Source organism: Streptomyces sp. NBC_00654 (genome assembly GCF_026341775.1).
Lineage (GTDB): Bacteria > Actinomycetota > Actinomycetes > Streptomycetales > Streptomycetaceae > Streptomyces.
The window spans coordinates 556,303-568,400 of record NZ_JAPEOB010000003.1; the positions used below are offsets into that span (position 1 = coordinate 556,303).

Here is a 12,098-nt window from a genome sequence, read left to right on the forward strand (position 1 = left end):
ATGGACCTCTTCCCCGCCGACGCGCACTCTTGACGACGGTTCGGTCAGGATGCGTCCCGAATCACATCTCCCCGCTCACACCGTGCCGATGCCCAGCGTGTTCCCGCCCGGGAGCATGCCGCTGACCCGCTCGCCGCGAAGGCCCCGCGCGGACGAGGCCCTGAGCGAAGGCGTCACCGGACTCCCCGCGTCGGGCAGGGGCGACGCCCCCGGCCGGCGGGCGTGGCCGCCTGGTCCCTGGCCCACGGCTTCGCGACACTGCTGCTCAACGGCAACCTGACCGACGCGACGGGCGAACGGCACCCGGAGAAGGTCTTCCGCACCCTCACGGAGCTGCTGTTCACCCCCGGCCCCACCGGACCGCACGGCCGGTCAACGGCCCCGCCGGGCCCGCGCGGACGGTCACCGGGCCGCCCGGCACACATCTTCGGGCGCGGGCCCGCGCCCGGCGGTCACCCGATCCTGATCTCGTACCGCAGTCTTCGGCCGCGCGGCGGCATGACCATCACGTCGGCCTGAATCGGCCTGCCGTCGCTGTTCAGGGTGAGCCGCGTCAGCTGCAGCACGGGTTCACCCGCCGCCAGCGCCAGGGCTTCGCGCTCGCCCTCCGCCGGCATCCGGGCGGCCACGTCCTCCTGGGCGCGGACACCGACATGCCCGAGTTCGGCAAGCAGGCGGATGGCGCCGCCCGGAATCTTGCTCTTTCCGGCCAGTCCCGTGCCACGTCCGATCTCCACGGGGTAGTACGTATCGGTCAACTCGCACGGCTCGTCGTCGAGATACATGATGCGCCGACGCGCGACGACCGGATCGCCGTGCGCCAGCCCGAGGAGATCCGCCACCTGCTCCGGTGCGACCACCTCCCCCGCCTGCACGATCCGCTGACTGCCGCGACGCCCTTCGGCCGCCGCCTCCCTTCCCCAGGCAGCACCCTGCCCCGGGGCGGACGGAGCCAGATAGCGCGCGGAGGTGCTGATCCCCTCGCCGTCACCCATGGCCGTTCCCCTTCGCCCTATGACCTACGCCCTACGCCCTACGCCCTACGCCCTACGACCTACGACCTACGACCTACGACCTACGACCCCAGGATCGTCGTCAGGAACTCCCCGGTCCACGCCAGCAGTTCGCGGCCCACCACCGGCTTGCCGCCGATCCTGCCCGTCGTGGGGCGCGGGACCAGGATCTGGTGGGCGGCCGGCTTGATGACCGTCTTCGGGTGGAGCCGCTTCAGGCGCAGCTCCTGGGACTCGCGCAGTTCCACCGGGGCGAAGCGGATGTTCGAGCCCTGGAGGACGATCTCGCCGACGCCGCAGGCGCGGGCCAGCATGCGCAGGCCCGCCACCAGGAGAAGGTTCTCGACCGGTTCGGGGAGCTTGCCGTAGCGGTCGGTGAGTTCCTCGCGGACCGCCCTGATGTCGTCCTCCGTGTTGGCGGAGGCGATGGCGCGGTAGGCCTGGAGGCGCAGCCGCTCGCCGGGGGCGTAGTCGTGCGGGACATGGGCGTCGACGGGGAGCTCGATCTTGACCTCCAGCGGCGGTTCCTCCTGCTCGCCGCCCTCCATCTGCGCCCGGTAGTCGGCGACGGCCTCGCCGACCATGCGGACGTACAGGTCGAAGCCGACGCCCGCGATGTGGCCGGACTGTTCGCCGCCGAGCAGATTGCCCGCGCCGCGGATTTCGAGGTCCTTCATCGCCACGTACATGCCCGCGCCCATCTCCGTGTGCTGGGCGATCGTGGCGAGGCGCTCGTGGGCTGTCTCGGTGAGGGGCTTCTCCGGGGGGTACAGGAAGTAGGCGTACCCGCGGTCGCGGCCCCGGCCCACCCGGCCGCGCAGCTGGTGGAGCTGGGAGAGGCCGAAGTTGTCGCCGCGCTCCACGATCAGGGTGTTGGCGTTGGAGATGTCGATGCCGGACTCGACGATCGTCGTCGAGACCAGGACGTCGAACTTGTTCTCCCAGAAGTCCACCACCACCTGTTCCAGGGCCTGTTCGGACATCTGGCCGTGCGCTGTGGCGATCCGCGCCTCGGGGACGATCTCGCGCAGCCGGGCGGCCGCCCGGTCGATGGACTCGACCCGGTTGTGGATGTAGAAGACCTGTCCCTCGCGCAGGAGTTCACGCCGGACGGCCGCGCCGATCTGCTTCTCCTCGTACGGGCCGACGAAGGTGAGGACCGGGTGGCGCTCCTCGGGCGGGGTGGTGATCGTGGACATCTCGCGGATGCCGGTCACGGCCATTTCGAGCGTACGGGGGATGGGGGTCGCGGACATCGTCAGGACGTCGACGTTGGCGCGGAGCTTCTTCAGCTGCTCCTTGTGCTCGACACCGAAGCGCTGCTCCTCGTCCACGATGACCAGGCCGAGGTCCTTGAACTTCGTGTCGGCGGAGAACAGCCGGTGGGTGCCGATGACCAGGTCGACGGCCCCGTCCTTCAGGCCCTCCAGGGTCGCCTTGGACTCCGTCTCCGACTGGAACCGGCTCAACGCCCGTACGCTGACCGGGAATTGGGAGTACCGCTCGGTGAAGGTGCCGTAGTGCTGCTGGACGAGCAGCGTGGTGGGGACGAGGACGGCCACCTGCTTGCCGTCCTGGACCGCCTTGAAGGCCGCGCGGACCGCGATCTCCGTCTTGCCGTAGCCGACGTCGCCGCAGATCAGCCGGTCCATCGGGACCGTCTTCTCCATGTCCTCCTTGACCTCGGCGATGGTGGACAGCTGGTCGGGCGTCTCCGCGTACGGGAAGGCGTCCTCCAGCTCGCGCTGCCAGGGGGTGTCCGTGCCGAAGGCGTGGCCGGGGGCCGCCATCCGGGCCGAGTACAGCTTGATCAGGTCGGCGGCGATCTCCTTCACCGCCTTCTTGGCGCGCTGCTTGGTCTTGGTCCAGTCGGCGCCGCCGAGCCGGTGCAGGGTGGGCGCCTCGCCGCCGACGTACTTGGTGACCTGCTCCAGCTGGTCGGTCGGGATGTAGAGGCGGTCGCCCGGCTGTCCGCGCTTGGCGGGGGCGTATTCGACCAGGAGGTATTCACGGGTGGCGCCCTGGACCGTGCGCTGCACCATCTCGACGTAGCGTCCGACACCGTGCTGCTCGTGGACGATGTAGTCGCCCGGCTCCAGCGTCAGCGGGTCGATGGTCTTCCTGCGGCGGGCCGGCATCCGGCCGAGGTCCTTGGTGGCCGTGCGCTGGCCGGTGAGGTCCGTCTCGGTCAGCACGGCGAGCTTGAGCCCCGGGTCCACGAAGCCGTGGTCGACGGCTCCGCAGGAGACATGGACGACCGAGGGGGAGATCTCGGCCAGGTCCGGGTCCAGCCGGGCCGCGATGCCCTCGCCGCCGAGCACTTCGACGGTACGGCTGGCGAGGCCCTGGCCCTCGGTGACGTACACCGTGCGCCAGCCGTCGGCCAGCCAGCCCTTGGTGTCGGCCAGCGCACGCGCGGTGTCGCCGCGGTACGACTCCGGGGCGTGCATCCCGAGCTTGAGGGTGTCCTCGTCCAGTTCGTCGTCGGCGGCGAACGGGGAGACGGACCACCACATCATCGACAGTTCGCGGGCCCGGTCCCGGACGTCCGCGACGCCCCGGAGCGAGGCCGCGCCCACGTCGATCGGCGCCTCGCCGCCGCCCGCGGAGGCCGCCCAGGACGCCTGGAGGAACTCCTGGCTGGTGGCGACCAGGTCGGCGGCCCGGGTACGGACCCGCTCCGGGTCGCAGACCAGGGCCATCGAGCCCTCCGGCAGGACGTCGATCAGCAGCTCCATCTCGTCCACCAGGACGGGGGCGAGGGACTCCATGCCCTCCACCGCGATCCCCTCGGCGATCTTGCCGAGCAGCTCGCCCAGTTCGGGATGGGCCTCGGCGAGGACGGCGGCCCGCTCCCGCACCTGGTCCGTGAGCAGCAGTTCACGGCAGGGCGGCGCCCACAGGCCGTGCGCGGCCACCTCCAGCGAGCGCTGGTCGGCGATCTTGAAGTAGCGGATCTCCTCGACGTCGTCGCCCCAGAACTCCACCCGGAGGGGGTGTTCCTCGGTCGGCGGGAAAACGTCCAGAATTCCCCCCCGTACGGCGAACTCCCCACGCTTCTCGACCAGTTCGACCCGGGAGTACGCGGCGGCCGCGAGCGCCTCGACGACCTCGCCCAGATCGGCGTTCTGGCCGCCGGTCAGCGCCACGGGCTCCAGGTCGCCGAGCCCCTTGACCTGCGGCTGCAGGACGGACCGGATCGGGGCGACGACCACACTGACCGGCCCGGTCTCCGGGTCGTCCGCCCGCGGGTGCGCCAGACGGCGCAGCACGGCGAGGCGGCGGCCCACGGTGTCCGAGCGCGGCGAGAGCCGCTCGTGGGGCAGGGTCTCCCAGGACGGGAACTCCGCGACGGTGTCCGGCGGCAGCAGGGTGCGCAGCGCGGCCGCCAGGTCCTCGGCCTCCCGGCCGGTCGCGGTGACGGCCAGCACGGTCCGGCCGGTCTCCCGGGCCAGCGCCGCCACGGCGAAGGGCCGGGCGGCGGGCGGGCCCACCAGGTCCACGTTCATCCGGTGGCCGTCTGCGGCGGCCTTCACCGCTTCGGCGAGAGCCGGGTCACGTACGACGACATCCAGCAGACCGTGCAGACTCATGAAGGGCTTCCGTCCGGGTAATGAGGGTTTCGCTGACAGCCGGCTGCTGCCAGGGGCAACGCGAAGGGCCCGACACGCGTCCTGGGGCGCCCGCCGGATCGCAGCCGATCCGGAACGCGCCCCCAGCGGGCCGGGGGTTCCAGACTACGACCCGGGACCGGGCACCGCGTGCCCGGCGAAACGCGGGGGGCGATCCCCGGCCGGAAGCCGTCCGTCGCTCCAGCGGCACCGCTCACCGCCGGTCGCACACCGTTCATCTCCAGAGCGCACACAGTTGCGTCCGGGATCCTCACAGAAGTGATCCCACCGTCTAGTCTTTGCCCGACCATTGCACAACAGCAGGACGGGTAACCGGGAAGCAGCCGTCGACCAGCACCGCCGGGCGATCCCCGACGGTGTGCGGCCACAGGGCACCAGGCAGCGGGGGCGTACGTGGGCGAGAACGAGATGTCCGTATTCGGGGTCTCCGAGGCCGAGGAAGAGATCTACCGGCACTTCCTGCGCAATCCCGGCACCTCCGCCGACGATCTCCATCTCCTCCTGCACTCCGAGCCGCAGGTGGCCCGCGCCTGCGTCGCCCGGCTCCAGGAGCTGGGACTGCTGCACCCGGCGGGCGCCGACCTCCGGATCTTCCCGACCGATCCCGAGGTCTCGCTCGCCCGGCTGGTCGATTTACGGCTGCACGCGCTGCACCAGGAGCTTCAGCGCGTCACCCGGTCCCGGCACATCATCGACGGTCTACGCGCGGAGCAGGGGGCCCGGACGCCCCCGCCGCAGGGCATCGAGCAGCTGGAGGGGCTCGCCCAGATACGCAACCGGATCGACGATCTCGCGTTCTTCGCCCGGGACGAGATCCTCTCGGTGGAGCCGTACACCAAGCTGTCGCCCGAGAACATCGCCCGTTCCCGGCCGCTGGACCTGCGCTGTCTGCGCCGGGGCGTACGCATCCGGAACGTGGTCGCCCGCGCCGCGCTCCAGGATCCGCCCACGGCCGCGTATCTGCGGGAGCTGGCCGCGCACGGGGCATCGATCCGGGTCACGTCGGACACGGCGGAACGGCTGCTCGTCTACGACCGCAGAGCCGCGCTCGTCCCGCTGGACCCGCGCGACACCGCCCGGGGCGCGCTCCTGGCCCACCGCAGCGGGCTGGTCTCCAACATCATCGCCCTGTTCGAGAAGATCTGGGACCAGGCCGAGGATCTCGCCCGTGCGGGCGGCCAGGACGACGCGGCCGCGGACACCGGGCTCTCCGGGATCGAGCTGCGGGTCCTCATGTCGATGTGCACGGCGGGCAAGGACGAGTCGGGCGCCCGTGAGCTGGGCGTGTCCGTCCGGACCTACCGGCGGCACGTCGCCGACCTGATGCAGACACTCGGCGCGGCGAGCCGGGCGCAGGCGGCGCTGCGGGCCCGCGAACGCGGGTGGATCTGAGGGGACGGCGGGACGGGGAGGCAGCGCGGCCGGAGGCGCGGCCCCGGTCACGGCTCCCTCGTCCAGCCGTGCAGCGCCGCGTCCGACAGCACCCGTGACACCGCCAGCCGCACCGCGGACGCGTCCGTCACACCGCGGAGCTCGATCCGCAGCACGACCCGGTCCTGGCCGACGTCCCCCGGGGTGCAGGGCCAGTGCGCCGGCAGCATCCCCAGCATCCGTACGACGGTGGTCTCCCCGGTCGGGGCGGTACGGTCGCGGCGCACGATGACCACATCGGTCCAGCGGGGGTTCATGCCGCCGCCCTCCCGCCGTCCGGCCCCGCTCCCAGCACCTGCCGGGCCGCGGACGCCATCGCCCCGATCCCGGCCGGCAGGGCCGTCCTGACGTCGGGGGCGAACCCCGGTGCGTGGTTGGGCGGTACGGGTTCGCCCCCGGCGCGGGCGGCGCGCCACTGCCGGGCCCCCGTCGTACCGAGCATCCAGTACGCCACCGGTACGCCCCCTTCGGCGAACCACGGGAAGTCCTCCGTGGCGGTGGTGGTCCCGAAGTCCAGCACCCGGTCCGGTCCCAGCAGGCTCTCGTGGGCCCCGCGCACCGCGCCGGTCAGGGCCGGGTCGGGGACGAGCACGGGGGAGCGGGCGGTCACCGTGAAGTCCGGTTCCCGGGGACAGCCCGACGCCGCGCACTCGGCCCGGACGACGCGTTCGGCGGCAGCCGCCATCCGGTCGAGCACGGGGGCGGAGAACGCCCGGAGGCACAGGGAGAGTTCGGCGGTCTCCGGGATGATGTTGCCCCGCTCCCCCGCTCGCAGCGACCCGACGGTCAGCACGGCCTGTTCGGCCGGGGCGGTCTCCCGGGAGACGACGGACTGGAGCCGCAGGACGATCGCGGCGGCCGTCACGACCGGGTCCACCGCCAGGTGCGGGGTCGCCGCGTGACCGCCCCTGCCGTACACCGTGACATCGGCGGAGAGGCTGCCCGCCATCAGGGGGGCGGGGCCGGGGGCCGGGTGGGCGAGCATGCCCGCCGGGAGCGGCGCGGCGTGCTGGGCGAGGACCGCGTCCGGGGTGCCGAAACGCTCGTACAGCCCGTCCGCCAGCATGGCCCGCGCCCCGGTCAGGGTCTCCTCGGAGGGCTGGCCCACGACGAGGACGGTGCCGCGCCAGGCGGCGCGGGCGGCGGCGAGTTCGGCCACGGCACCGGCCACCGCCGCCATGTGCAGATCGTGGCCGCAGGCGTGCATGACCCCGGGGACGGTGCTCGCGTAGGGCAGGCCGGTGCGCTCGGTCACCGGCAGCGCGTCGAGTTCGGCGCGCAGCATCACGGTGGGCCCCGGGCCGTTGCGCAGGACGCCGACGAGACCGTGGCCGCCGCCCACGGAACGGGTGACCGTGCAGCCGTGGCCGGCCAGCCGGGCCGCGAACCGGTCGGCGGTGCGGTGCTCGGCCCCGGAGAGTTCGGGGTGGGCGTGCAGGTCGAGGTAGAGCTCGACCGCGGAACGCAGCACCGAGTGCTGCACCGGGCGCCGCACCGGCAGGGGTGTGGACATGGAGTCGGTCCTCTCCTTCGGACGTGCGGGAAGCACCAGGAGTGCGGGGCGTGCGAGGGGCGGAGCGGTACCAGGAGTACGAGCCTGCGCCGACCCGCCGTCAGCGCCCCGCCGTTCCGCTGTCACCGGATGCCAGCGGGGTGACAGCGAATGCCGGGCCGATCTGACAGCGGCGGAGCCTGCAATGGACCCACCGCAGGGGAACAGCGCCGGAGCCGCCGGCCGGTCCCCCCGACACCAGGGAGAACACCATGGCCCCCAAGACTGAGCTCGCGACCCTCGCCGACGAGATCCTGGAGCTGGAGTCGGAGACCTTCGAGATCTCGGACTACTCGGACGCGGTCGAGGTCGTCCTCGCCGGTTCGACCTCGTCCTCCTCGACGTCGACCTGCTCCAGCACCACCAGCACCACGTCCTGCTGCGCCTGATCCCCCACCGGGAACAGCGCGTTCGACGCACCTCCGGCAGCCCCCTCCGTCGTACGGAGGGGGCTGCCGGCCGTAAGGCGCCGGGACCGGGTGCGGCCGTCGGGGCGGGTGCGGTCACGGGAACGGGTGTGGTCACGGGAACGGGTGTGGGACGGCCTTGATCTCCGCCTCCGGCAGGTCGTCGGTACGGTGGCCCGCCACCCGCAGCGCGGTACGCAGCCGGGGCATGTGCAGCGCCCGCTGCCTGGTCCAGCCGAAGTCCAGCGGCAGCAGCCCGGGGACGGTGGTCGAGACCGTGTGCAGGCCCATCCGGCGCTGCTCGGGCGTCGTCTGGTCGACGGCGATCACGTCGTACCCCGCCGCCGTCAGCTGATCGCGCAGCAGCCGCAGATCGTCCAGCAGATCGCCCGTGCGGGGCCGCAGCGGCTCCCAGTCGGCGAACGTCTCCTCCAGCGGGGCCACCACCGTGGGCTCCAGATACTCGCGGGCGTGCCCGGTCATCGAGGGCAGACCGTAGAGCTGGGCGTGGTCCTTGAGGTGCAGCACCTTGGTGAAGTCCTGTGCCATGGCCTCCAGTTCGGTCCGCCGCTCGGCCACCTGGTAGGGCAGGTGCGGGATGTAGGTGAGGACCTCGGACAGGGCCGCCTCCACCGTGCCCTCCGGGTCGAAGCCGGCCGCCGCGCTGAACGAGAGGGTGCCGTACCCGCCGTCCCGGCGCACCGCGAGCGCGGTCACGACCGGTACCGCGAGGTCCATCCGCGTGTCGAAGGCGTGCACGTCGTAGCCGTGCAGCGCGGCGCGGTCGAGCATGGAGCGGACGGCCGGGGAGCGGCAGGAGCCGAGGTCGATCGCGGCCGGCCGGACCCGCCCGTACCAGGCGAGCAGGAAGGCGTCCCGCTCGACGAGCTCCAGGAGCCCGAAGAGGATGGCCTCCTCCAGGCTTCCGCCGGTGGCACAGCCGTTGGAGCACTCGAAGACGAAGTTGTCGGCCTCCACCCCGGCGCTGTAGTGGGCGAGCCGCGCGGGAACGAGGACCGGGCGGTCCTCGCGCAGCGAGTGGCCCCAGACCCAGGGGATCGCCCGGTCCGGGTCGAAGGGGCTGACGAGGTGGTCGCGCGCGTAGGTCTCGGGCGCGTAGAAACCGCAGTCCGCCGGGTTCAGCGCCCGGTCCGCCAGGTTCGTGTACGAGTCGACGACGGGTGAGGTGCCGCGCCTGCGGTGGGTGCCCGCGTAGCGCTCCAGGCCCTCCAGGTAGGCGAGGGTGCGGCTGGTGGAGTACCGGTTGGCCTGGCCGCTCCAGGTGACGTCGTTGAGTCCGGCGTAGCCGCGTACGAAGTGGGTTCCGGCGACCGGTGCCGTGGTGGTGGACGCCGGGTTGATCCAGGTGTCGGAACCGAGCGCGCCGCAGACGGGGTTGGCGAGGGCGGCGGTCGGCAGGGGGTAGGAGTCGAGGGAGCGCAGCCGGTAGCCGTCCGGGTCGGGCTTGGGGCTGGGGATCAGCCGCATCCGTGCGGCGGCCTCGGTGTCCGGCACCTCGTGGACGCAGACGGGGCAGAGCGGTTCGGGCAGCAGCGGGAAGGTGGCCGTGGCGAGCGTGCCGAGGTCGACCCGGGTGACCTGGGGCAGCGCGCGGTCGGCCGCGGTGGCGGTGGTGTCGGTGGGCCGGGTGCGCTCGCCGGACAGGACGGCCCGGTACGTGGCCCAGACGGCGTCCACCGTGTAGCCGGTGAGCACCGGCCAGTGGAGGGCGCCGTGCGGTTCGTGGCCGAGTTCGAGTGCCTCGCGCTCGGAGCGGCTGCGCAGCCGCTGCCAGCGCATGGCGAGGCACTGACCGCAGGCGCTGTCGCCGTCCCCGCCGCCCCAGGGGCCGATCAGCACGGCCCGTGCGGTGAGCTGGACGTTCGCTGCGGGGCGGGTGCCGGCGTACGGGTCGGGGTGGCCGAAGCCGAGGGTGTCGGCGGCGCCCAGCGGGACGACGCGGGGCACGGGGAGGCCGGGCGTGAGCGGCCGCGACCCCGCGTGGAGCCGGGAGAGCGCGGACTGGAGGTGGGTGCGGGCCGCGTCGAGCGGGGTGGACGCGGCTTCCGTGTGCACCGTGGTGGCGGTCATGACTTGTCGCTCCAGCGGAAGGTCCTGAGCGCGACGGCGCCGAGGACGAGCGCGAATCCGGCGAGCACCGCGCAGGCGATGCCGATGTCGGCGAGGGAGCCGCGCCCGGTGACGGCGCCGGAGATGCCGTCGTTGAGGTAGCGCAGCGGCAGGACCCGGGAGAGGCTCTGCATCCAGCCGGGCATGGCGTCCAGCGGGAAGAACGAGCCGGACAGGAAGGCCATCGGGATCATCAGGCAGTTGGCGACGGCGGCGACCGCCTCCGGTGTCTTCGCGTAGCTGCCGACGATGACGCCCATGGCGAGGAACGCGGTGATCCCGAGCACCAGCACGGGCAGCGCGAGCGGCCAGCGGCCGTCCAGTTCGAGGCCGAACGAGGGCAGCAGCGCCACCGCCACGAACAGCACGGCCTGTACGGCTCCGATGCCGAGCGCCAGCACATAGCGGGAGGCGAGGACCGAGAAGACCGGGGTGGGTGTCATCCGGATGAGCCGCAGGATGTCGTCGCGGCGCCACTGCATGAGGGTGAAGCCGACGCCGAAGACGGCGGCGTTGCCCACGCCCCAGGACAGCACACCGGGGGCGATGTAGTTGATGTAGGGCTTTCCGCTCTGCTCGACCGTCTGGCCGTGGAAGATCAGCCCGAAGACCACCAGGAAGATCAGCGGGAAGGCGAAGGTGAAGAAGAGGGTCGTCCGGTCACGCGTACAGGCCCGGTATCCGGCCTGGCTCAGCGCGGCGTATGCGCTCATCGGGGGTGTCTCCGTATATCGCTGGGAAGGGCGGGGCTGCCGGGGTGGCCTGGTGGCCGAGTGGCCTCAAGGCCGGGTGGCCTCAAGGCCGGGTGGCCGGGGCGGGTTGCCGCACGGCTGCCGGGGCCGGGGCTGGGCAGGGGCAGGAACAGGGGCAGGGGCGGGGCGGGGCGGGGGGCTTCGCGGACACGGCCTACGGCTGCGGGGCGCCGGCACCCGCGCCCGCGCCCGCACTCGCGCCCGCCTCCGCGCCCGCGCCCGTACCCGCACCGGTCAGCGTGAGATAGACGTCTTCGAGGCTCGCGGTGCGCGTCTGGACGCCCTGGAGCCCGGCGATCTCGTCGACGGCGGCCAGCACCCGGCCCGATTCGAGGGTCTCCAGCACGATCGCGTCGGCCTCCTCGGCCGCCCGGTCCACGCCGGGGATCGCCAGTGCCGCGGCGAGGGTGAGCCGGCCCGCCGGGACCAGCAGACGGGTGGTGGGGCTGCCCGCCGCGATCAGCCGGGCGGGGCTGTCGAGGGCGGCGACCCTGCCGCCGACCATGATCGCTACGCGGTCGCAGAGCGCCTCGGCCTCGTCGAGGTGGTGGGTGGTGTAGACGATGGTGCGGCCCGCGCCCTTCAGGTCGCGGAGCACCTGCCACAGGGCGCGGCGGGCCTGCGGGTCGAGGGCCGCGGTCGGCTCGTCCAGGAAGATCAGCTCGGGGTCGTGGACCAGGGCGGAGGCGATGGCGAGCCGCTGGCGCTGGCCGCCGGAGAGGTCGTCCACCCGGGTGTCGCCCTGTTCGGTGAGCCCGACGGAGGCCAGGGCCCGTTCGGCCGCCGCCGTGTCGCAGCGGTAGAGGGCCGCCATGGTGCACAGGTGCTCGCGGGCGGTCAGCCGGACGAAGAACGCCGACGCCTGGGTCTGTACGCCCAGCCGCGGCAGCAGGGCGACGTTCCTCGGCCAGGGGCTCGTGCCGAGCACGGTCACCGTCCCGGCGTCCGCCCTGCGCTGGCCCTCCATGATCTCGATGAGGGTCGTCTTGCCCGCCCCGTTGGGGCCGAGCAGACCGAAGAACTCCCCGCGGGCGACCGTGAAGGACACCCCGTCGACGGCCCGGGTGTCGCCGTACGTCTTGTGCACGCCCTCCAGAAGGACGGCCGGGGAGTCCGCGGAACCCGGGGAGTCCGGGGCGGAGCGGGGGGTGGTGGGGGTCATGGAACTCTCCTTGGGAGGG

Annotated in this window: 9 protein-coding genes and 1 pseudogene; 3 read left to right on the plus strand and 7 right to left on the minus strand. The window is 72.9% G+C overall.

Annotation, left to right across the window (positions count from 1 at the left end; genetic code table 11):
- Nucleotides 1-207: 207 nt before the first annotated feature.
- Nucleotides 208-348, plus strand: a pseudogene (locus tag OHA98_RS34755) (TetR family transcriptional regulator); the annotation flags it as partial.
- A gap of 104 nt (nt 349-452) precedes the next feature.
- On the opposite strand, the gene OHA98_RS34760 reads toward OHA98_RS34755, so the two are convergent.
- Both OHA98_RS34760 and mfd read right to left on the minus strand, forming a co-directional pair.
- Nucleotides 453-995, minus strand: coding sequence for a GntR family transcriptional regulator (locus tag OHA98_RS34760; RefSeq protein ID WP_266931699.1), 543 nt, complete (start codon nt 993-995; stop codon nt 453-455).
- An 80-nt stretch (nt 996-1,075) separates the two neighbouring features.
- Entirely contained in the window at nt 1,076-4,606 is a 3,531-nt protein-coding gene (gene mfd, locus OHA98_RS34765; RefSeq protein ID WP_266931701.1) for a transcription-repair coupling factor, read from the minus strand.
- Between the two features lie 432 nt (nt 4,607-5,038).
- On the opposite strand from mfd, the gene OHA98_RS34770 reads away from it, so the two are divergent.
- Entirely contained in the window at nt 5,039-6,037 is a 999-nt protein-coding gene (locus OHA98_RS34770) for a helix-turn-helix transcriptional regulator (protein WP_266931702.1), read from the plus strand.
- A gap of 47 nt (nt 6,038-6,084) precedes the next feature.
- On the opposite strand, the gene OHA98_RS34775 is transcribed toward OHA98_RS34770, so the two are convergent.
- Entirely contained in the window at nt 6,085-6,333 is a 249-nt protein-coding gene (locus OHA98_RS34775; RefSeq protein ID WP_266931703.1) for a hypothetical protein, read from the minus strand.
- The gene (locus tag OHA98_RS34780; RefSeq protein ID WP_266931704.1) at nt 6,330-7,589 is read right to left on the minus strand and encodes an amidohydrolase; all 1,260 of its coding nucleotides are present in this window, start codon (nt 7,587-7,589) and stop codon (nt 6,330-6,332) included. Before OHA98_RS34780 ends, OHA98_RS34775 begins: the two co-directional genes overlap by 4 nt.
- A 251-nt stretch (nt 7,590-7,840) precedes the next feature.
- Between OHA98_RS34780 and OHA98_RS34785 the strand changes: the two genes are divergently transcribed.
- Nucleotides 7,841-8,017 (plus strand): thiazolylpeptide-type bacteriocin, encoded by a 177-nt coding sequence (locus OHA98_RS34785; protein WP_073726004.1) that lies wholly within the window; start codon nt 7,841-7,843, stop codon nt 8,015-8,017.
- Nucleotides 8,018-8,149: 132 nt separating this feature from the next.
- On the opposite strand, the gene OHA98_RS34790 is transcribed toward OHA98_RS34785, so the two are convergent.
- The 3 genes from OHA98_RS34790 to OHA98_RS34800 form a co-directional block, all read right to left on the minus strand.
- The gene (locus tag OHA98_RS34790; protein WP_266931705.1) at nt 8,150-10,126 is read right to left on the minus strand and encodes a TOMM precursor leader peptide-binding protein; all 1,977 of its coding nucleotides are present in this window, start codon (nt 10,124-10,126) and stop codon (nt 8,150-8,152) included.
- Nucleotides 10,123-10,878 carry an ABC transporter permease gene (locus tag OHA98_RS34795; protein WP_266931706.1) on the minus strand — a complete coding sequence of 252 codons (756 nt, stop codon included), beginning with the start codon at nt 10,876-10,878 and terminating at the stop codon, nt 10,123-10,125. Before OHA98_RS34795 ends, OHA98_RS34790 begins: the two co-directional genes overlap by 4 nt.
- Nucleotides 10,879-11,071: 193 nt before the next feature.
- Nucleotides 11,072-12,079, minus strand: a complete 1,008-nt coding sequence (locus OHA98_RS34800; RefSeq protein ID WP_266931707.1) for an ABC transporter ATP-binding protein — start codon at nt 12,077-12,079, stop codon at nt 11,072-11,074.
- Nucleotides 12,080-12,098 lie beyond the last annotated feature (19 nt).